Here is a 22262-nt window from a genome sequence, read left to right as displayed (position 1 = left end):
ATCTCCAGTGCTGGATATTGGGTTAATCAATAGGCAAAACATTTTTCGTAAGCACTGGCTAGCAGAGGTTGTGGCGCGGCTAACCAGTTCTGATTAATTATTTTTAGCGTAAGTTTTGGGGCGGGCTTGTTTGTGATCACTCAATTTTTCTCGAATACCTGGTTGCTGTGGATTCTTCTCAGTATTGGTGGTCTGCTCTGGTGGCGTGGCCGTGATAACCAGTATTTCCACTATGTTTTTAACCGTTATTGGCTGGCACTGGCGACTTTATTATTGGTCAGTGGCATTGTCTTTTCGCTGATGGAGGTGTTGCCGGGCGATTGTGCCGAAAAGTATATCGCCTATAAAAATACTCAGGGTGAAACCATCACCCAGGCGGATATTCAAGCGGAACGAGTGCGCATGGGGCTGGATAAATCATTACCTGAACGCTGGGGCCGCTGGGTAATGAATCTGACGCTTAGGGGTGATCTAGGATTCAGTTGCGCTAAACGCCAATCAGTCAATTTGGCGTTGGGCGACCGTTTCTGGATGAGCTTTATGTTCTGTATCGCCGGTTTGCTGTTTGCTTATCTGATCGCGGTGCCATTTGGTATTTTGTCCGCTTTTACCATCAATAAACCTTGGAAAGATAAAAATCCGCAACATAGCAAAGTGGAACAGTGGATTGGTACGGTGATGCTCAGTGGGCAAAAAGTGCTTGATCTACTACTACGGATTATCAGTTATTTAGGATTAGCACTTCCCAACTTTCTGTTGGCGTTGACCATTATTCTGTTGTACGTGTTTGCCGGTGAACCTATGCCCACCGGGTTGTTTTCAGACCAATGGGCCAGTGTTCCTTGGTTTGGGCCTAACGGGTTTGAGATGGAAAAACTGTATGACTTTTTGGGGCATATCTGGTTACCGATCTTTGTTATTGGTTGGTCCGCAACGGCTCTACAGTTGCAAACGGTAAGGGCATTGGTCGTGGATGAGTCCAGTAAGCTGTATGTCGATGCCGCCCGTGCTCGAGGCGTTGATGGGGTGGCGCTCTGGGCCGGTTATCCGGTGCGCCATTCGATCAGTCCGCTATTTAACTCCATCGGTTTTGATTTTCAGCGAGTGTTTAATGATCTACCCATTGTGGCGGTGGTGATCGGCCTCACCGACTCTGCCGCGCTACTGATCGAAGCGTTATCGATGACGAATGATCAGGAATTGGCGGCGGGAATACTGTTTCTAGTGGCATTGGTGGTGATCAGCATGAACTTTATCACCGATGTTGTCTTGGCCGCGATTGATCCACGGGTACGTAAGAGTGTGTTAGGGAGCTGATGATGAATGCACTATTAGCCCGCTTCGGGCGTAAAGCGAAGCCAGCAAAAAATGAAGAGTCTTATTATACGGCGGGACAACTGGCGTTAATCAAGGCGCGGTTTAAACGCAAAACCTCTGGGGTGGTAGCGGCTTGGATTCTTGGCACTCTAGTGTTGATGGGCTTTTTTGCCCCGTTTTTCTCGCCGGCCGACCCCACTATTGGCGGAGCTGATGGGGAGTATCGACGGGGTGAACCTCAGGTCGTGTTCTTCTGGGATGATCAGGGGTTTTCTCTACGGCCTTTTAGCTATAGCTATGAAAAAGCGACGAGCAAGATTGATCTTAAAGCACTGGCGGGAGGCGGGCTGGATGCGCTGGATGCATTAACCTCCAGCGGCGCGTTGAGTTCATCGAGTCAAAATAAATTTACGGTGGATAAAACCCAGCGGCGTTATCTACAGTTTTTTGTTCAGGGTTGGGAATACAGTCTGATCGATTTGAGTGTTGCCGGTTTGGATCTGGATATCCGTTGGGACCGTCATCTGTTTGGGGTTGAGCAAGGGCAGATCCATCTGATGGGCACCGATGAAGATGGCAAAGATATCTTTAGCCGTACTCTGCATGCGATCTGGGTGACCATCAGTATTGCGATTGTAGCGCTGGTGGTGAAGTTGGTCGTTTCGCTATTTGTCGGCGGGGTGAGTGGCTATTTTGGCGGTCGGGTGGATACCATTATGATGAGTATTACCGAAGCGGTGCGAGTGATTCCTCCGATTCCGATCTACCTTGCTTGTGCGGTGGCATTGTCGCAGATTGATCTGACACCGATACAGCGATATTTTGCCATTGCGGTGGTCATTGGTGCGTTAGATTTCGCCACCCTTGGGCGACGTCTGCGCACCCATATCCTAACCGAGCGAAATCAGGATTATGTCTTGGCAGCGCAACTGTGCGGTTCGAGTACCTGGCGGATTATCTGGCGGCACCTGATCCCCAGTTTCACCAGTTATATTATTGTCGACACGCTGATTAACTTTCCCTATGTGATTTTGGCCGAAACCAGTCTCAGCTTTTTGGGGTTAGGGTTGACGGAACCGGTTAATAGTTTGGGCGTTTTATTGCAGAAAGCGCAAGACCCCGATATTCAGCAGAATATGGTCTGGCAGTTTTTTCCGGTGTTGGTGTTTGTGGTGTTGATTATGGCGTTTGTGTTTGTCGGTGATGCTTTACGCGATGCGGCTGACCCTTATTCGGAGAAAAAGTAACATGATGATTAATCAGAGAATCAGTGAGAACCTACTTGAGATCCGCGATCTGAGTATCGATTTTAATACCGATGAGGGTCTCGTTCGGGCGGTGGATAACTTGAGCCTGAGTATCCGTCCCGGTGAGGTAATGGGATTGGTTGGTGAGAGTGGTTCCGGTAAGTCGATCACGGCGAAGAGCATTATGCGGTTAGCGCCGGGGAATGCCATCATTCAGCACCCCAGTCAGATTACCCTGAATCATCGGGGCCAAGCGGTTAATGTTTTGAAGCTACGTGGCCGAGATCTACGTTTAGTCCGTGGCGATGCAGTGTCGATGATCTTTCAGGAGCCTATGGCGAGTTTCGCGCCAGCGATTCCGATTAGCGATCAGATTATTCAAACCATGCAGATCCATCTCGGTTATGACAAAGATCAAGCTCGGCGGGCGGGGATTGAGCTGTTTGACCGCGTTGGGATTGTTGATCCAGCGAAGCGTTTTGATCAGTATGTATTTGAACTTTCCGGCGGTATGCGCCAGCGGGCGATGATTGCGATGGCGTTATCGACCCAGCCCAAGCTCTTGATTGCCGATGAGCCAACCACTGCGCTGGATGTCACCATACAGGCACAAGTGCTGGATCTGATGATGGAACTGCGAGAGCAGTTAGGGATGGCGATGCTGTTTATCACCCATGATCTAGGTGTGGTGTCCAAAATTGCTGATAACGTGACGGTGATGCAACGGGGTAAGGTGGTTGAGGCTGGTATAGCTGATCAGGTACTGTTTCAGCCGGAACATCCATATACTCGCCGTTTGCTGGATGCTCTACCTAATCTCGATAATTTACCGGAAGCGCCGGCGCACACACCGGAGCCGCTGTTGTCGGTGACCGATCTGTCGATTAGCTACCCAACCATGGGCAGTGGTCGTAAGCGTGAAATGTATACCGCCGTTAAAAATATCAGTTTGGATCTGCCTGAAGGACAGATTATCGGACTCGTTGGCGAGAGTGGTTCTGGTAAAACCTCGCTGGGTAAGGCGATGTTGGGGGCGGCGCCGATTACATCCGGTACGGTTGAGTATCATCACACTAAAAAGAAAGTGAAATTTGGTGCGGGTAAGGCGATTAAACGTAAACGGTTGGCACGCACCGCCCAGTTGGTGTTTCAAGATCCATATAGCTCACTGAACCCCCGTATGACGGTGCGGGATATTATTGCCGAACCGTTAGAGGCGATGAAGCTGACCAAAAGCCGCGAAGAGACCGACCAACGAGTGATTGAGGTGGCTAAGCGTTGTCATATTGAGGTGGAACATCTACGCCGCTTCCCCCATGCATTTTCCGGTGGCCAGCGGCAGCGTATCAGCATTGCTCGGGCACTGGTGTGTAAACCGGAATTCATCGTGGCAGATGAATCGGTTGCGGCGCTGGATGTATCGATCCAAGCCGAAATTTTAAAACTGCTCAAAGAGCTAAAAGATGAACTGGGTTTGACCATTATGTTTATCTCTCACGATTTAAGTGTCATAGCCAACCTGTGTGATTGGGTTTGTGTGATGAAACAGGGAGAGCTGGTGGAGCAGGGCACTGTGCGACAGATATTCCTCGCACCTCAACAGGCTTATACTCAAAAGCTGATTGCCTCAATTCCGCTGCTGCATTCATCCGAGGGGCGTCAGCAACGCTTACCCGACCTGCTGCAAATCGCCGAAGACTCGGTCAATGCGTGTCAGTTGCAGGGTGTCTGATATGGATTATTCGATGGCGGAAATTCGCGCTTTTAATGCCACTTTTAAAACCGGTAACTTCACCCGAGCAGCCGAGCTGCTCTCGGTGAGTCAGCCAGCCATCACAGCACAGATTCGTAAATTAGAGTCCCGCTTTAGCGCCCCTCTGTTAGAACGTTTCAGCAAAGGGGTAAAGGCCACTGATTTAGGTCGGCAGCTGTATCAGATTACTCGGCAGTATCATGATCTTGAAGCGGCCATCGAGGTATTATCGAACCCGACCCTATCGCCCGGAAAAATGACACTAAAAGTCGCGAATGCCTCGTCGATTATCTTCATGCCATTGATTGCCGAGTATAGTCGCCGTTTTCCACAAACGACCCTGAAAATCATCTCGGTAACGACCTCGGAATGTCGGGCGTTAGTGCTTAATCGGGATGTGGATATTGGCCTGTTTCCGCTGCAGGATGAAAGTAGCGAGCTTTCTCGTTTGGCATTTTCGTCCCACCGGCTAATGGCGGTATTACGGCCTGACCACGCATTAGCAGAGAAATCCTGTGTCTCGGTCAGCGAATTGGCTGATGAGCCATTGATTATCTATAAGCCGGAAGCCTGTACCCAGCAGCTATTAGAAGAGTTGTTTGGTCGTCAGCAACTAACCGTCTCGGGTAATGTGGTGGTGGATGGCCGTCTGGATATGTCTGAAGCGGTAAGTCATGGGTTAGGCATCGGTTTTTCGCTGGAGCAGGATATCCGTCCCGACCCACGTTTAATCGTGGTGCCGATTATTGAGGCGACCGATGAGGTGATTGAGCATGTGGTGTGGATGAAAAACCGCCGCAGCCTACCGGGGATTCGTGAATTTATTCAGTTGGCGTTGGAGCAGCGCTGTGGCGCTCTGTCAGAGGTGAGTGAATTCTAGTTTGTTATAAGTGTATAGACGGCGTCATGGTTATGTCTTCGTTTTAATCATTCAGTATGATCACACTCAGCGTAATACCATAGATAGCCAAAATAAGAGCGCTCTCAAAGCCTATTTTACCAATCCCATACGTCTCGCGTCTTAACATGCCTAACAGTAATGTCGCTGTCATTAAGATACTCACCAAAGCCCATGTGACTTGAACTGGCGCCATATCATGATAGATAGAACCTTGGGTATAACCCACATCTGCAGCGGCAACCACCAACATATTAAAGCAGTTAGTGCCAAAAATATTGCTGACGGCGAGGGTTAAAGCACTAATACGTATGGCGACAATGGTGGTGACTAACTCCGGTGTCGAGGTGGCCAGTGCAGTGAAAAAACCACCCATCAGCGTTTCAGAAATACCCGTCTGATCTGCAATATGTTTTGCTGATTCCATTAAAACCCAACCCGCAATCCCCGTTAAAGCCGCCATGGAGGTAAACGTTATCCACACCGAGGGTAGGTTACCCTGATGATGCTCATCGGGTTGGTCTGCAACGGTTTGACATGTTTGTCGAGGAAACCACATAGGCTTTGCTTTAGTACGAAGAACCAAGTGAAAACCAGAGATATAAGCGACAATAATCACCGGTGTGACGGGGTGAATATTAAAAAAAGTCATCGCGGGGCTAAAGACCGCCAGCAAGGGTAACGTTAACAAAACAATGAGCAGACCTGCGAGCATAAGGTTAACCGTAGAGGCTGCCGCATGTTCCAAGTTAGCTTTGCGATAAACAATATCCGCCACAGCAAGAAACACCAGATTAACGGCCATACTCCCCATAACATTACTCATGGCCAAATTAGGGCGGTTGTCTATTGCCGCCGTCAATGTCGCTGCAAAATCAGGCAGCGAGGTCACGCCGGCCAAGAGGAAAACGCCAAATAAAGCCTCACCTAAACCGGTTTGATCGGCCAATGAATCGGAGAGCTTCGCTAACTTGCTACCTGCCATGATAATCACCAAGGCAGCAACACCGAAAGCAATCATGCTGAACGTTAAAGAAGTAAACATACAACCCCTACAAGCAATAAGAGTGGGCTAAATGGTGTTATTACAGCGTTTTAAATACAGCTAACAATAGCTGTATTTTATCATGTAAATGCTACTGCCGTGGTTTCAACGATAGCGAAGACTAATATCGGACGTTTTTTCGAAGTGATGTTAAGAGAGTAGCCATTATCCTTCATTTCAAAACGGTACCCTTATTGGCTTTTTTGCCGTTCGCAGATTCATCGAATAAGAGTGACTTTGTTTGCTAAAAAGAGAAGAGTATCGACTGCTGAGCGTGATAAAGGTAAACATTGAGCAGTGCTGGCCGATATATAGTTTATGCCTGTTTGAATAAACCCGTTGGAGATGAGTTTTATGGAATTAACAGCTGCATCAGCGTCGGCATATCAGCAAGCTTCGGTACAACAGGATGTTGCATTAGCGGTGGCTGGCAAAGCGAAAGACAATATCGATCTGCAAGGTGATATGGTATTGCAGCTGCTGGAAAGCGCTGCCGTGGTGCCGGTCGATCCAAGTTCCCCGTTGGGGCTGAACATCGACGTCAGCGTTTGATGGACGATATCTGATCTCTAAACCGCCTTCGGGCGGTTTTTTTATGGCTGAGATTAAATTTCATAATCGTAGGGAAGCAGCCGAGGAAAGTCTGCTTTTATCTGCTGGATAACCGCCGGAAGCTGATCTGCTGTCACCGGTTTACTGAAGAGAAAACCCTGAATGTTGGGGCAGTTTAGCTGATGTAGGTAGTGTAACTGCTCAACGGTTTCTACCCCTTCGGCGATCAATTCGAGCCCAAGGCTTTTAGACATCGCAATAATGGCATGAACGAGGGTAGCGTCTTCCTGATTATCGGGCAGGTCGCGAATAAATGCTTGATCAATCTTTAACTTATCGATGGGGAACTGCTTCAGATAACTTAGGGATGAATAACCGGTGCCAAAGTCATCAATGGCAAGCTTAGAGCCGAGTGCCTTAAATTCCCTGAGCCAAGTAATGGCTTCCATTGAATTTTCCAGGAACATATTTTCGGTGATTTCGAAGATTATCTTACTGGGGGCGACACCCACGCTTTGCATGATCTCGGCGGCGACCTTGGCATCAAAGCCGAGCAGGCGCTGATTGCTGGAAACGTTGACGGAGATCGATAGATCGTTGATACCTTGTTGTTGCCATTTGACAATCTGTTCACAGCTCTGTCGAAGCACCCAAAGCCCGATGGGCTGGATTAATCCGGTCTCTTCCGCCAATGGAATGAATTTAGCGGGGCTGATCAGTCCTTTCTCTGGATGGTGCCAGCGGATCAGTGCTTCGGCGGCGACAACTTTGTGTTGCTGGCAATTACTGATCGGCTGGTAGTAAAGCTCAAACTCATGGTTATTGATCGCCTGCCGCATGGCTTGTTCTAGCTCAGAACGATTTTTCACCTCTTCGCGCATCTGTGCATTAAAAAACTGATACTGATTGCGGCCATTGTCTTTGGCTAGGTACATCGCCATATCGGCATGGCGCAACATCACTTCACCGCTGTCGCTATCAAAGGGATAGCAGGATATACCAACACTGGCACCAATATAGAGTGTTCGGCCGGCCAGTTGGAATGGCGGTAGTAAGATATCAATCACCCGTTGAGCCGTGATGGCAGCCTCTTCGCCATCGACGAGATCCTGCAGCACAATAACAAATTCATCGCCGCCGAAACGACAGATTAGGTCCTGTTCACGGATAACGGAGCTTAACCTTAGGCTAACCTGTTGTAGCATCTGATCGCCCACTGAATGACCGAGGGTATCGTTAACCGATTTAAAGCGGTCGAGGTCGATGAATAACAGAGCGCACAGGCTACCTTTCTGATCACAACGTTTCTGTATCTGTGTCAGCTCCCGTTTGAGCATGGTGCGGTTGGGCAATGAGGTAAGGGCATCAAAATTGGCCTGCTGACGAATCTGCTCCTCATCATTTTTACGCTGGGTCATATCGGAAAAAACAGCAACATATTGTTCTAGCAGACCATCGTGGTTTTGCACGGCCGCAATCGATAGCCATTGGGGATAAAGACTGCCGTCTTTGCGTTTATTCCATATTTCTCCCGACCAGCTACCGTCTTTTCGTAACGATAACCACAGGTTTTCATAAAACGTCTTGGGCTGTTGGCCAGATTGAAACATGCTGGGTGTTTTACCAACCACATCGTCCTGTGTATAACCGGTTATCGCTGTAAAGGCGGGGTTAACCGATATAATCTTGGTATCTGGGCCGGTGATCATGATCCCTTCATTGGTGGTTTCAAAGACGGCCGCATTCATGCGTAACTGCTCCTCGGTGGCGCGTCGTTCGGTAATATCTTCTTTGACGGCAACAAAGTGGGTGATGTCCCCGAGAGCGTCTCTAACCGCCGAGATCGTTGCGGCTTCCCAATAAAGCGAGCCATTTTTACGTCGATTAAGAAAATTCCCTTGCCAAGCCTGACCCGAGAGCATCTGTTGCCACATATCCTGATAATTAACAGGGGACAGATCTCCCGAGCTGAATAGGCTAGGGCGCTTTCCGATGACTTCGCTAAGTGAGTAACCACTCACCTCTTCAGCTTTCGGGTTGATATATTCAATGACGCCATTGATATCAGTGATGACGACCGCAGCTGGGCTTTGTGTCAGCGCTCTAGAGAACTTGCGTAGCTCCTGTTCTTTACGCCGGGTTTCGCTGATATCAACCCGTACCCATACTTCGCCACCTTCGTTAGTGGGGCTATCGCTACACAGAAAATAATGGCCATCGTCGGTTTGCTGGATAACACGTTGATCAGCATCGGTGTCTTTCTGGAAATGACATTGGGCATCGATTGCCGCTTTAATAATCGCCTTTGGCGTGCCGGGTTGCAGTAGTTCGCTAACCCAAGGGTAATAATGGGTAAAGTTACGGTTACTGAGAATAAGTTTCTGGTTGGCATCAAACAGAGCAAAAGCCTCACGAATATTATCGACTCCGTCTTTTAGTCGTCTCTGTGCCTGCTCTGTTTGGTTGTGGGAACGAATCAAATGTAGATAGAGAAAGGTGAGCAGTAATATCAGCATGGTTGTTAGCGCGATGAGTGCAGAGTTGAAATAGCTTGTTTGCTGGGTGGCGTTATTTCGGTGGCTGAGATAAGCGCTATAGAGTTGATTGAAAGCGGTTTTATTCGGTATCTGTTTATAGTCATTCAACAGCTGATTCAATTGCGTTTGGGCAGTTAGATTTGAACTAATATGAAATTTAAGTGCTTGTACGCTAGCGGACTGGCTCGTTAGCTGTTTCAGCTCGTTCTTTAACGCGACCGCATCTAGGTCGCTTTTGAATATATGGTAATGGTACAGGCGGCTGACGATCTCTCGGGTAGGGAGCAAGTATTGGCTGTCATTCTCGGCGATGCCGCTGACCAACATGGGAATATAGTTCAATCCATTACGGACCTTGGCGGCAAGGGTTTTGATCTGCTCGGCCAGTTGCATTCGCTGATGCAGGGTATTGCGGTATTGCTGCAATTTATTGCTCAGACCGGTTGGTAGGTCATTAAACAGAGCGGCCGTTTTGGGATTGTTTTCCTGTTGTTGTAGTTGTTGGGTGAGTTTGACGATGCCATCGTAGTTTTGTTGTCTCATCGAGCTGATGATTAAGACTTCTAAATCCAGCGCATTATCAAAGGCTTGCAGTTGTAATAATATTTCTGAACGTTGTTGGTTGGGCTCTGAGTGTTCGTCGTGGACTAAAAAAAACAGGCAGCCAAGTAATATGATGGCCAGTAATGACGTCAGATAGAGACGGGCTTTGAACCAGATCATTCAGATAACTCCGGATGTTCTCCGGCCAGGGAGCGGATAAAGGCGCTAATGGATGCGATATGTTTTTCTGGAATCTCTCTGCCAAGCTGGAAACGGCCCATGATTTCGATCGCCGAGTTTAAATCTTGAACGGCGCCGTCATGGAAATAGGGGGCTGTATGAGCCGCCATTCGCAGGCTCGGTACTTTAAACAAGTATTGGTCGATAGGTTCATGGGTGACGGCATAACGGCCCAGATCGGCTTCACTCAATGGGGTTCCTCGACGGTCAAAATACGCCGAGATATCGTTAACCGCGCCAAAATAGGCATACATATTCCCACCCACATTCGCGCCTTGGTGGCAGCTGATACAACCGTAGGATTTAAATAGACGATAACCCTGTTGCTGCTCTTCAGTGAGCGCGGTTTCATCACCGCTTAACCAACGATCGAAGGGGGCGTTCAGGGTGATCAACGAACGTTCAAATTCGGCAATAGCATCACGGACATTCTCTGCATTTAAGCCATCGGGATACAGTGTTTCAAAAGCCTGTGTTAATGGGGTGTCTTGGTTAAGTTTTTTAATCACTTCCGGCCAGTGGGTATTCATCTCTACAGGGTTCTGAACCGGACCATCAATCTGCTCGTGCAGATTCGCTGCTCGGCCATTCCAGAACTGCACAAAGTTAAGGCCGGTGTTGTATACCGTGGGCGTATTGGTTGCACCCTTTGCACCGTTAACTCCAAAGGAGAACGCGCCTTTATCTGCCCCGCCAGAACTCAGGTCGTGGCAACTGGCGCAGCTGATACTGTTATCACTCGATAGCCGAGTATCATTGAACAGAACTTTACCCAAATTAAGCTTTGCCTGATTAAGGCTGCTGACCGGCAAGATAGGCGTGATCGGTTCTGAGCTGAGATCTCTTGCAGACACCGTTGTATGTAGCAGCAACAGTGTGACCGCTATACTCTTCAAATTCAGACGGGGAATAATGGCCCGATTGTACTGCTGCAATGCCTGCATCTAGGCATCCTTTTGGTCAGGTCGTTAGTTTGAATACGAAGGGCCTTTTTAACGTATTTTTAGAGTGCTAACCATGATCTGTGTGCTAGAAACACTAATTTAGAGGTTTTTTTGTTTGAATTTCGCTGTTTTTTATAAATCTAGCTAAGGCTGTTGTTGTTCAGAATTGTTTTAAACAGGAAGGGATTATTACAATGGCCATTTCAATTTTTTTAGTTTAAAGAGAGGCTAGAGGTTTAAAGTGAGCGTTTAACGTGCGGTTGAGATGAGGCACACAGTGGCGAATGCTGTGATGCGTGACTCGCTGACCAAGTGCTGGCCAGCGAGAGAAGGGGTTAATCCTTTATCAGTAAGATAATCAGTTTTTTCGGGCCATGGGCGCCCATCTGTAATGTTTGTTCGATATCGGCGCTACGGGATGGGCCGGTAATCATGTTGACGGTTCTGGGCAGTGCCGCAGCAAATGTTTGTCTCAGTTTTTTCCATGCTTCTTCATAGCAACCGACAATGGCCGAACGGTGCAGCACTACGAGGTGATTATCCGGCAGAAAGTTGAGTGTAGTCGGACTTTGTGCACTGGAATGCAACATTAGCGTGCCGGTTTCAGCGATACCGGCAAAGCTGGAGGTTAGGCTGGCAATATCACCCGCCTGCGCGACTCGTTCGCTTCGGGTGATCTGCTGCTGTGCCAACGGACTCCAATCGAGTGCGCTAAGTTCAGCATTGCTGGCACTGTTCAGTTCGTTGAGCTGATTGTCGGCCAACCAGTCGGCACAGGCCTGAGGTACCTGCTCAATACTCTCCAGCTCGATCAGTTCTGCCGCGGCTTCTATCGCCATGACTTTGAATAGCTCAACCTGCTCGGTGGCGGGGAGTTGTGAGCGTGCCGGAATCAGGTTGTCAGCTTTGTCGGAGAGTCGATTGGCCACCGCCTGTTGTCGCTGCGATTCTGAAATGTCATGTTTAAGCCCTCGACGGATGTTAGCGAAAATATCGGCGCGGCTGGTTTGAGACCGTTTGTTTGAGCTCATCGCTGTTCTCCCGCTTTTGCTTTTTGTTGTTCTTTCCACGTTTGCATAAACGTTTTTCCTTGCGGTGCAGGCATATCGCGCCAATCCGTCCAGCCACTGGCTAGGGGGAGTTTTTTAAGTCGTCCATTTTTACCGGCCCAGGTTTTCATTAACCAACTGGCCATGCGGGTATAGGGTTTATACAAAGCCGGACGTTTAGCCAAAAAGGCCCAGCTCGCTAAGCCATAACGAGCGGCTTTCGGCTGTAGGTGTTTTTCAAACTCATCTTCACGCCAGTGGCGCATTAATTTGGGGAGTGGGATTTTCACCGGACAGACGGATTCGCATTTACCGCAAAACGTAGAAGCGTTAGGTAACATGCCGCCTTTCTCAATACCGATCATTTGCGGCGTGAGTACCGAGCCCATCGGGCCTGGATAGACCCAGCCATAACTATGCCCACCCACAGCACCATAGACTGGGCAGTGATTCATGCAGGCCGAGCAGCGGATACAGCGCAGCATATCCTGAAATTCGGTGCCGATCATTTCGCTACGACCGTTATCGACTAAAACCACATGGAAGTTTTCAGGACCGTCCTGATCACCTTCGCGACGGGGGCCAGTCGATAGCGTGTTGTAGACTGAAAACTCCTGCCCAGTGGCGGAGCGTGCCAGTAATCGCAGAAATAGCGTCATATCCTCTAGTGTCGGCACGACTTTTTCGATTGAGGTGACGACGATATGAGTTTTTGGCAGGGTTTGCGTTAAATCGCCGTTGCCTTCGTTGGTGACAATAATGGTCGAACCGGTTTCGGCGACACAGAAGTTAGCGCCGGTGATGCCGACATCGGCGGCAACAAACTTTTCCCGTAAAACCTCACGAGCTTCCTGCATGAGTACCGCTGGATCACTGGATTTCGGGCGGTTATGATTTGCATGAAAGGCTTCGGATACATCTTCTAAATTAAGATGAATGGCTGGGGCAATGATATGGCTGGGGTGATCATGGCGCAGTTGCAGGATATATTCACCTAGGTCGGTTTCAATCGGCTGCACACCGTTTTGTTCAAGAAAATCATTCAAGCCGATCTCTTCGGTGACCATTGATTTACCTTTGGTCACGGTCTTGGCATCAACCTGCTTGCAGATGTCGAGAATGATCTGATTAGCATCGTCAGTGGTTCTGGCCCAATGAACATGACCGCCATTTTCGATCACTTTACTTTCGAACTGTTCTAGGTAGAGGTCGAGATGTTCCAAGATATGATTTTTGAGGTCACGTCCCTCATCGCGTAACTGTTCAAATTCAGGCATGCGGTCGACGGCAATGGCGCGTTTTTCCGGGAAGCCTGTTTTCAGCTTGGCTAACGCTTTTTGTAGGTTTTCATCCGCTAACGCATCATGGGCGCGCTGCTTAAAGAACGGGGTATTGATTTGCATGGTCTCGCTCCTTAAAGCTGTTGTGCCAGATTGTAATCGGCTTCGCCAATAGCGGGGGTGTCGGTCATACCGGCTAATACCTCAACAATATGCCGAGCTTCAACGGGTTTACCTTCTCGTTTGAGTTTGCCCGCCATGTTTAGTAGGCAACCTAGATCACCACCGAGCACGGTGTGGGCACCGGTGTTGCTGATGTTATCGGTTTTATTTGAGACCATGCGGTTGGATACTTCGGGATATTTGACACAGAAGGTGCCACCAAAGCCACAACAGGTTTCCGCTTCATCCATCTCTTCGAGTTCGACACCCTGCACATGACTGAGCAGTTGTCGCGGCTGCTGTTTAATCCCCAGCTCTCGCAGCCCAGCACAGGAATCGTGATAGGTGACCTTATGGTCAAATTGTAGTTGTTTTAATTGTGCTTCAAGGGCATCGGAACGCAACACATCAAATAGGAATGACGTGATTTCGTGGGATCGTGCGGCCAGTGCTGTGGCTTGTAGGAAATAGGGGTCGGTAGGATCAAATAGATCGGGATATTGATGCAGCATTCCGATACAGGAACCCGACGGGCCGACCACGTACTCATAACCATCAAAGGCATCGATCGTTTGCCGGGCAATCTCTGCCGTGGTTTTGCGATCGCCGGAATTGAAGGCGGGTTGGCCACAGCAGGTTTGTCGTTCAGGCACCTCGACGGTGCAACCTGCTTGTTCTAGGAGTTTGACGGTGGCGAAAGCGACTGATGGGCGAAACATATCCGCTAGACAGGTGACAAACAGGCCGACACGGGGGCCCGAAGATGTATTTGGCATTTGTTGTTACCGTTTTTTATCGTTATTGACTTAAGGGCAGGATAAATTTGCTCAGCGCCTAAGTCTTATTATTGCGTTGCTGCTACTCAAGATAGTTAATGAAGCGCAGGAAAGAAATGCTACACTCAAAACTGGTCTGACCAAAAGCCTGGGATTATCTCTGTATGAAGCCGAATTTGAGTGACGATCTGTTGCAGCAATTGAAAGAAAGTTTGTTCACCGGCGCGTTACTGCCGGGGGCTGAGCTAATGTCTCAGCGGCGGATGTCGGAGTCTTTTGGCGTGTCTCGATCAACAGTACGAGAAGCCGTAGGGCAGATGGAAGCGCAAGGCTATGTTGATGTTCGACATGGCGGGAAAACGCGGGTAAAAAATCTACTTGAGCCTCATTTCAATATGCCCCTCGGTGAAGGCAAAGCGTTGGGGGATAATCCTGAATTTCAACGGCAGGTATTGGATGTTAGGGCGATGCTGGAAGGAGAAGCTGCATTCTATACAGCTCAGCGTGCTACCGATGATCAACTAAAGGCGTTGGATGCGGAATACCGCAAGATGCAGCAGCGGGGACAGCGGGAAACGACGTTAGCGAAAGCGAAAGAGGATCTGCGCTTTCATATGATGATTGCGGAATCCTCCCACCACCTACTGATTATCGCTTTTAGTCAGTTGTTCTATACCCGTTTTTTTAATGCCATCTACGGGGTACTCTCGCGGACGCTGAAAACCTCGGGTCGTTACCCAGAAGGGATTCGTGCGCAGCACGGCGCTATTCATCAGGCCATCATGAACCGAGATGCCGAGGCGGCCCGACATGCCGCCAGTGAACATATCCTCTATACCCGACGGCATCTGGATAACGACTAACTAGTTGATCGCGGAATAAAATTTTAAATAAAGCCTCATTTTGATCTTTGATTAGGCTTAATCGCCCTTAGAAGTGCCTCCCACAGGTCTGAATTTTTTGTAGCGAGCGACACCTTTATCGCGATTTACCGCTACCAACCAAATTCCGTTGGGTAGGGTGCGCCTTCTAAAAAAACATCACCCTCGCCGTAGTTCATTTAACCGTTTCAAAATAGCTTTGTGACGTCATTTCCGGTAAAATACGCCGCCTTGAATGTTGCTACTTGGTTTGTAGCAGCGAGATAACTTTCAGTGTGGCCTGTGGTACTGGTCAGCCCTGAGCAAAAGATAGGAATAGACAATGCCTGTAATTACCCTTCCTGATGGTAGCAAGCGCGAGTTTGCTAATGCCGTTACTGTATTTGATGTTGCCGCTGATATTGGCGCCGGTCTGGCTAAAGTTGCTTTAGCCGGTAAAGTTAATGGTGAATTGGTGGATACCTCCTACACCATTACCGAAGACGCTGACTTAGCCATTATTACCCCTCGTGATGATGAAGGCCTTGAAGTGATTCGTCACTCTTGTGCGCACCTCATGGCGATGGCTGTGCAACAGCTGTTTCCGACGGCACAAGTGACCATTGGTCCTGTGATCGACGACGGCTTCTATTATGACTTCGCTTACGAACGCCCATTTACGCCGGATGATCTACAGAAGATCGAAGCGAAGATGAAAGAGCTAGTCAAAGCCAACTACCCGGTTTCCCGTTCGGTAATGAGCCGTGACGAAGCGGTACAGCTATTTGAAGAGAAGGGTGAGAAATATAAGGTTGAGTTGCTGGAAGCGATTCCGGCGGATCAGGAGTTGTCATTCTATTCTCAGGGTGAGTTTATCGACCTCTGTCGTGGCCCTCATGTACCCTCTACGGGGCACATCAAAGTATTCAAACTGATGAAGCTCGCCGGTGCTTATTGGCGTGGTGATTCAAATAATGAGATGTTGCAGCGTATCTATGGTACGGCTTGGGGCGATAAGAAGGACCTTAAAGAGTATCTGCACCGTTTAGAAGAAGCAGAAAAGCGTGATCACCGTAAACTGGGTAAACAGTTAAATCTGTTCCATTTGCAGGAAGAAGCGCCGGGTATGGTGTTCTGGCACGCTGATGGCTGGAAGCTGTATCAAACAATCGAGCAATATATGCGGACGAAACAGCGTCAGCATAGTTATAATGAGATTAAAACGCCACAGGTGGTTGAACGTACCCTGTGGGAAAAATCCGGTCACTGGGATAAATTCTCAGAAGAGATGTTTACCACCCACTCTGAAAACCGTGATTTCGCTATCAAGCCCATGAACTGCCCATGTCATGTGCAAGTGTTTAATCAGGGGCTGCGCTCTTATCGCGATCTGCCGTTGCGTTTGGCTGAGTTTGGTTGCTGTCACCGGAATGAGCCTTCCGGCGCACTGCACGGTATTATGCGGGTGCGTGGTTTTGTACAGGATGATGCACATATCTTCTGTGCTGAAGATGATATTCAGAATGAAGTGGCGTTGTTTATCAATTTCTTGCATGAAGTTTATGCCGACTTTGGTTTCAGCGAAATCATTTACAAACTATCGACTCGCCCTGAAAAACGGGTGGGCTCCGATGAGGTTTGGGACAAAGCGGAAAAAGCTTTGGGCGATGCGCTCGACGCGGCGGGCTTGGATTGGGATGAGTTACCGGGTGAAGGTGCTTTCTACGGCCCTAAAGTTGAGTTTTCTCTGAAAGATTGTTTGGGCCGAGTCTGGCAGTGCGGTACTATACAGGTAGATTTCTCAATGCCTGGTCGCTTGGGCGCGCAATATGTTAATGAATCCGGTGATCGTGAAACACCTGTTATGCTTCACCGCGCTATTTTGGGGTCATTTGAACGCTTTATCGGTATTCTGATTGAAAACTTTGCCGGCGCTTTGCCGACTTGGTTGGCACCTAATCAGGTGTCTATTTTGAATATTACCGATAAACAAGCCGATTATTGCCGTGAACTTGAAGAAAAACTGACAGAACTTGGATTCTTTGCATCTGCGGACTTGAGAAATGAGAAGATCGGCTTTAAAATCCGCGAGCACACAATTCAGAAAGTTCCTTATTTGCTGGTTGTTGGCGATAAGGAAGTAGAGACCGGTACCGTGGCAGTACGTACCCGTACCGGAGAAGATCTCGGCACATTGTCGATTGAAGAGTTTTGCGAGCATCTGAAGCAGGACGTTGCTCAGAAAGGCCGCAAAGAATAATTAATAGATTGGAGATACAGCTATCAAGCGAGATAACAGAAGAGGGCGTAATGAGCGGAATAAGCCGCCTATAAATGAGAATATCAGCGCCCGCGAGTGTCGGTTGATTGGTCCAGATGGAACGCAGATAGGTGTTGTACCTATCAAAGACGCCCTAGAGGCGGCTCAAGAAGTTGGCCTTGACCTGGTACAAATTTCTGATTCTGATCCTATCGTCTGTAAGGTGATGGATTACGGTAAGTTTTTGTACGAAAAGAAAAAAGAAGCGAATGCTGCTAAGAAGAAGCAGACGCAGATGCAGGTTAAGGAAGTAAAATTCCGTCCAAATACGGAAGTAGGGGATTATCAGGTAAAACTACGCAACCTGATACGTTTCCTTGAAGGTGGCGATAAGGTCAAGGTAACACTACGTTACCGCGGCCGTGAAATGGCACACCAGGAGTTAGGCATGCAGCTATTAAACCGGATCGAAAAAGATTTGGAAGAGTTGGGTGTCGTTGAGCAGCGTCCAAAAATGGAAGGCCGCCAATTGATCATGGTCATAGCTCCGAAAAAGAAAAAGTAGTCTGACATCAGCGTAAAACCCGTGCTGACTCATTGTGAGCCAGATACGGGTTTTGTTGTTTGTTCGGGTGAAAGATAATTAACGAATGCGTGGGGATTTAGTAATGCCTAAAATGAAATCTTGCAGCGGTGCTGCGAAACGTTTTAAAAAGACTGCTAAGGGCTTTAAGCACAAACAGTCTTACACAAGCCACATCCTGACTAAGAAAACGACTAAGCGTAAGCGTCAGCTTCGCCCAATGCTGCAAGTTGCAGCGGCTGATCAGAAACTGATCCGTCGTATGCTGCCTTACATCTAAGTCGTAGTAACCACAAATTCTAAGTTAGGAAGAAAGTAATATGGCACGTGTAAAACGTGGTGTCATCGCACACCGTCGTCACAAAAAGATCCTGAAAAAAGCTAAAGGTTACTACGGCGCTCGTAGCCGTGTATTCCGTGTAGCTAAACAGGCAGTAATTAAAGCAGGTCAGTATGCGTACCGTGACCGTCGTCAGCGTAAGCGTCAATTCCGCGCGCTGTGGATTGCACGTATCAATGCTGCAGCCCGCATTAATGGTTTGTCCTACAGCCGCTTCATTGCTGGCCTGAAGAAAGCATCTATCGAGATCGATCGTAAGGTGCTGGCTGATTTGGCTGTTCACGAAGCGCAAGTTTTTGCTGCTATCGTTGAAAAAGCAAAAGCTGCACTGTAAGACACCCTTACCTTCTGGTAAGTATTGATCGTTGTGATAGGGGAAGGGTGCAAACTCTTCCCCTATTTTTATCTGGAGCGGTAAATGGAAAACATTCAAATCCTGTTGGCTGAAGGTAAACAGGCTGCAGAACAGGCAACAAGCGCGCAGGATCTTGATCAGGTGCGGGTTCAGTATCTGGGTAAGAAAGGTCATCTTACCCAGCTATTGAAGGGTCTGGGCGCACTGAGTGCTGAAGAACGCCCTCAGGCGGGTGCAAAAATTAATGAAGCAAAGCAGGCGTTGCAGGATGTGCTTAATGCACGTCGCACTAGCTTAGAATCCGCCGCATTAGATGCGAAACTGGCGGAAGAGACGATTGATGTCACTTTGCCCGGGCGTGGACAGTCACTGGGTGGTTTGCATCCTGTCACTAAAACGTTACAGCGGATTGAAGAGTTCTTTGCTCGCATCGGTTATTCCGTGGCGGAAGGGCCTGAAATCGAAGATGACTATCATAACTTTGAAGCACTGAATATTCCGTCTCATCACCCGGCACGGGCGATGCACGATACATTCTATTTCAATGCGAATACATTGCTGCGCACCCACACTTCGGGTGTTCAAGTGCGCACAATGGAAAGCCAGCAACCACCGATTCGGATTATCTGTCCGGGCCGTGTGTATCGCTGTGACTATGATCAGACTCACTCGCCGATGTTCCATCAGGTTGAAGGCTTGATCGTTGATAAAGATATCAGCTTTGCCGACCTCAAGGGCACGTTGGAGCAGTTCCTGCGCGAATTCTTTGAAGAAGATGTCAAAGTGCGTTTCCGTCCCTCTTACTTTCCGTTCACTGAGCCATCTATCGAAGTCGATATCGACCGCGGTGATGGTAAGTGGATGGAAGTGCTCGGTTGCGGCATCGTACATCCGAAAGTATTTGAGTCTTCCAATATCGATCCGGAGCAGTACACCGGTTTTGCCTTCGGTATGGGGGTAGAGCGTCTGGCGATGCTGCGGTATGGCGTTAATGACCTGCGCCTGTTCTTTGAAAACGATCTGCGTTTCCTTGGCCAATTTAACTGAGCAATCAGTTGAGTTGAGTCTTAGAAAGAACGACGTCGTTTAAAAGTAGATAAAGAATTTTCGGAAACAGAATTATGAAATTCAGTGAAAAGTGGTTACGTGAACTGGTTGATCCGGCAACGGATACACAGGGAATTGCCGATCAGATCACGATGGCCGGTCTTGAGGTCGATGAGATTATTCCGGTTGCGGGTCAATTTAGCGGTGTTGTTGTGGGTGAAATCCTCTCCGCTGGGCCGCACCCTAATGCCGATAAGTTGCAGGTATGTCAGGTAACCGATGGCAATGAAACATTCCAAATCGTCTGTGGTGCGCCGAATGCCCGCGGTGGACTGAAAACCGCCTTTGCTAAGGTCGGTGCAGTACTGGGCTCTCCAGATGGTAGCAGTTTCAAAATCAAAAAAGCTAAGCTGCGTCAGGTTGAATCGTTCGGTATGCTTTGTGCGGATGACGAGCTGGGTATTTCCGACAATCACGCCGGTATTATGGAGCTGGCCGCTGATGCGCCGGTCGGTACTGATCTGCGTGATTATTTAGGCTTAGATGATTCTGTTATTGATGTGGATCTGACGCCTAACCGCGGTGATTGCTTGTCCATTGCGGGCTTAGCTCGTGAAGTGGGTGTGCTAAATAAAGCGCCGGTTAACTATGTCGATGTTGAGTTTGTTGTACCGACGATCGATGATACCTTGCCGATCACGCTGGAAGACCCAGAAGGGTGTCCTCGTTATCAGGGTCGAGTGATTCGCAATGTCGATATGACCGCGAAAACGCCTCTGTGGATGGTTGAGAAGCTGCGTCGCTGTGGTATCCGCTCTATTGACCCTGTTGTTGATGTGACCAACTACGTGCTGCTTGAGCTGGGTCAGCCGATGCATGCCTTCGATCTGAATAAGCTCAGCGGTGGCATCGTCGTACGTAAAGCCAAGCCCGCTGAAAAGTTAACCTTGTTGGATGGTAATGAAGTTACATTGACCGACAATACGCTAGTGATTGCTGATCAAGAAAAAGCAGTTGCGATGGCCGGTATTTTTGGTGGTGAAGCAACCGGTGTAACGGCAGAATCGAAAGATATTTTCCTTGAATGCGCTTATTTCAATCCCATTAATATTGCCGGTCGGGCACGTTCCTATGGTTTGCATACCGATGCATCCCATCGCTATGAGCGTGGTGTTGATTGGCAGTTGCAACGTAAAGCCACTGAGCGCGCGACCCAGCTATTGCTGGACATCGTTGGCGGTGAGGTTGGCCCTGTGGTTGAGGCGGTGTCAGAAGAGCACCTACCAACAGCAAGCACGGTAACGTTGCGTCAAAGTAAAGTAAATCAGGTATTGGCATTTGAGATGCCTGCGCTTGAGATCGAAGAGATTCTAACCCGCTTAGGTATGACGATTGAACGTAGCGGTGAAGGCCAGTGGTCTGTCGCAGTACCGTCTTACCGTTTTGATATCAGTATTGAAGTCGATCTGATTGAAGAGCTGGCGCGTGTTTATGGTTATAACAATCTGCCGGTTAAAGTGCCCACTGCTGAACTGAATATGATCGCTAATGATGAGTCTAAAGTGACCCTGAATCGCGTTCGGGCTCAGTTAGTCGGACGGGGTTATCAAGAAGCGATCACCTACAGCTTCATCGAAAAGGGTTTAGCGGCTCAGTTCGATGATAAGCATGAGGCGAAAGCACTGGCTAATCCGATCTCTGCTGAGATGGCCGTGATGCGTACCTCAATCTGGCCTGGTCTAGCCAAAGCGTTGCAGTATAACCAAAACCGTCAGCAAGCGCGGGTGCGGTTGTTTGAAACCGGTCAACGTTTCTTGCCTGAAGGTGATCAGCTCATTCAGGAGAATGTTGTTGCGGGTCTGATTTGTGGCCCACGGCAGTCTGAAGGTTGGAGTGCTGATAACACCCCAGTGGATTACTATGATCTGAAAGGGGATGTTGAGTCTCTGTTAGCGTTGGGCGGTTGTGCCGATCAGTTCAGCTTTGTAGCTGAGCGTCATGTGGCACTGCATCCGGGTCAATCGGCTGCAATTAAGCGTAATGGTAAGACGGTTGGCTTGATGGGCGCGTTGCACCCTGAGCTGGTTAAGAGCCTTGGTCTGACCGGTCCTGTGTTCCTGTTTGAGATTGTTCAGTCCGAGCTATTGGATGGTGGTCTACCACGTTTCACCAGCTTGTCTAAGTTCCCAGAGAGTCGTCGTGATCTAGCTTTGCTAGTGAATGAGTCTGTTGCCTTTGAAGATCTTCGCACTGTTGCGCTGAAACACGGTGGTGAATATCTTCAAGCAGTGACCCTGTTCGATGTTTATCAGGGTAAAGGTGTCGAACCTGGTCAAAAAAGCATCGCTTTGGGCTTGACCTGGCAGCATCCTTCGCGCACTCTTAACGATGAAGAGATCAACGAAGTCATTGATTTTGTTGTGTCTGCACTGAAAAATGAGTTCGGTGCAACATTAAGAGTGTAATCGACAGGG

18 protein-coding genes are annotated in these 22262 nt (G+C 48.7%); 12 read left to right on the top strand and 6 right to left on the bottom strand.

Annotated elements, in window-relative coordinates; genetic code table 11:
- Positions 1–132 precede the first annotated feature (132 nt).
- The 4 genes from KO512_RS18345 to KO512_RS18330 are packed head-to-tail and all read left to right on the top strand — an operon-like array spanning position 133 to position 5197.
- Positions 133–1317, top strand: a complete 1185-nt coding sequence (locus KO512_RS18345; RefSeq protein WP_303492683.1) for an ABC transporter permease — start codon at positions 133–135, stop codon at positions 1315–1317.
- Positions 1318–1319: 2 nt separating this feature from the next.
- A complete protein-coding gene (locus KO512_RS18340; protein ID WP_252735112.1) occupies positions 1320–2564 on the top strand; it encodes an ABC transporter permease in 1245 nt (414 codons plus the stop codon).
- Between the two features lies 1 nt (position 2565).
- Positions 2566–4296, top strand: a complete 1731-nt coding sequence (locus KO512_RS18335) for a dipeptide ABC transporter ATP-binding protein (protein ID WP_215953766.1) — start codon at positions 2566–2568, stop codon at positions 4294–4296.
- A gap of 1 nt (position 4297) precedes the next feature.
- Entirely contained in the window at positions 4298–5197 is a 900-nt protein-coding gene (locus KO512_RS18330; RefSeq protein WP_215953765.1) for a LysR family transcriptional regulator, read from the top strand.
- 43 nt (positions 5198–5240) lie between these two features.
- Here the strand turns inward: KO512_RS18330 and KO512_RS18325 are convergent, their stop codons facing one another.
- Positions 5241–6260: a sodium:calcium antiporter gene (locus tag KO512_RS18325; protein ID WP_215953764.1), complete on the bottom strand. Its 1020-nt coding sequence runs from the start codon at positions 6258–6260 to the stop codon at positions 5241–5243.
- A 354-nt stretch (positions 6261–6614) separates the two neighbouring features.
- On the opposite strand from KO512_RS18325, the gene KO512_RS18320 reads away from it, so the two are divergent.
- On the top strand, positions 6615–6812 hold the full coding sequence (locus KO512_RS18320; RefSeq protein WP_215953763.1) for a putative motility protein: 198 nt from the start codon (positions 6615–6617) through the stop codon (positions 6810–6812).
- A 53-nt stretch (positions 6813–6865) separates the two neighbouring features.
- Here the strand turns inward: KO512_RS18320 and KO512_RS18315 are convergent, their stop codons facing one another.
- The 5 genes from KO512_RS18315 to KO512_RS18295 form a co-directional block, all read right to left on the bottom strand.
- Positions 6866–10072 (bottom strand): EAL domain-containing protein, encoded by a 3207-nt coding sequence (locus tag KO512_RS18315; RefSeq protein ID WP_215953762.1) that lies wholly within the window; start codon positions 10070–10072, stop codon positions 6866–6868.
- Positions 10069–11076, bottom strand: a complete 1008-nt coding sequence (locus KO512_RS18310; RefSeq protein WP_215953761.1) for a cytochrome-c peroxidase — start codon at positions 11074–11076, stop codon at positions 10069–10071. Before KO512_RS18310 ends, KO512_RS18315 begins: the two co-directional genes overlap by 4 nt.
- Positions 11077–11411: 335 nt before the next feature.
- Positions 11412–12107 (bottom strand): LutC/YkgG family protein, encoded by a 696-nt coding sequence (locus KO512_RS18305; RefSeq protein ID WP_215953760.1) that lies wholly within the window; start codon positions 12105–12107, stop codon positions 11412–11414.
- A complete protein-coding gene (locus KO512_RS18300) occupies positions 12104–13528 on the bottom strand; it encodes a LutB/LldF family L-lactate oxidation iron-sulfur protein (RefSeq protein ID WP_215953759.1) in 1425 nt (474 codons plus the stop codon). Before KO512_RS18300 ends, KO512_RS18305 begins: the two co-directional genes overlap by 4 nt.
- A gap of 11 nt (positions 13529–13539) precedes the next feature.
- Positions 13540–14343, bottom strand: coding sequence for a (Fe-S)-binding protein (locus tag KO512_RS18295; protein WP_215953758.1), 804 nt, complete (start codon positions 14341–14343; stop codon positions 13540–13542).
- A 164-nt stretch (positions 14344–14507) separates the two neighbouring features.
- Here KO512_RS18295 and KO512_RS18290 point away from each other — a divergent pair, with 164 nt between their 5' ends.
- From KO512_RS18290 to pheT, 7 genes are all read left to right on the top strand, one after another.
- Complete coding sequence (locus KO512_RS18290; protein WP_215953757.1) at positions 14508–15206, top strand: FadR/GntR family transcriptional regulator; 699 nt, start codon at positions 14508–14510, stop codon at positions 15204–15206.
- 340 nt (positions 15207–15546) lie between these two features.
- The gene (gene thrS, locus KO512_RS18285; RefSeq protein ID WP_215953756.1) at positions 15547–17463 is read left to right on the top strand and encodes a threonine--tRNA ligase; all 1917 of its coding nucleotides are present in this window, start codon (positions 15547–15549) and stop codon (positions 17461–17463) included.
- A gap of 7 nt (positions 17464–17470) precedes the next feature.
- Positions 17471–18028, top strand: coding sequence for a translation initiation factor IF-3 (gene infC, locus KO512_RS18280; RefSeq protein WP_436792284.1), 558 nt, complete (start codon positions 17471–17473; stop codon positions 18026–18028).
- Between the two features lie 103 nt (positions 18029–18131).
- Positions 18132–18326, top strand: a complete 195-nt coding sequence (gene rpmI, locus KO512_RS18275) for a 50S ribosomal protein L35 (protein WP_091357366.1) — start codon at positions 18132–18134, stop codon at positions 18324–18326.
- A 40-nt stretch (positions 18327–18366) separates the two neighbouring features.
- Positions 18367–18720 carry a 50S ribosomal protein L20 gene (rplT, locus tag KO512_RS18270; protein ID WP_019619998.1) on the top strand — a complete coding sequence of 118 codons (354 nt, stop codon included), beginning with the start codon at positions 18367–18369 and terminating at the stop codon, positions 18718–18720.
- Between the two features lie 84 nt (positions 18721–18804).
- Positions 18805–19788 carry a phenylalanine--tRNA ligase subunit alpha gene (gene pheS / locus KO512_RS18265; protein ID WP_215953755.1) on the top strand — a complete coding sequence of 328 codons (984 nt, stop codon included), beginning with the start codon at positions 18805–18807 and terminating at the stop codon, positions 19786–19788.
- 74 nt (positions 19789–19862) lie between these two features.
- Positions 19863–22253, top strand: a complete 2391-nt coding sequence (gene pheT / locus KO512_RS18260; RefSeq protein ID WP_215953754.1) for a phenylalanine--tRNA ligase subunit beta — start codon at positions 19863–19865, stop codon at positions 22251–22253.
- Positions 22254–22262 lie beyond the last annotated feature (9 nt).

The sequence above is a fragment of the Amphritea atlantica genome (assembly GCF_018860855.1).
GTDB classification, from domain to species: domain Bacteria; phylum Pseudomonadota; class Gammaproteobacteria; order Pseudomonadales; family Balneatricaceae; genus Amphritea; species Amphritea atlantica_A.
Note: the sequence above shows the minus strand (reverse complement) of the source record. Positions and strands in the feature narration are given on the sequence as shown.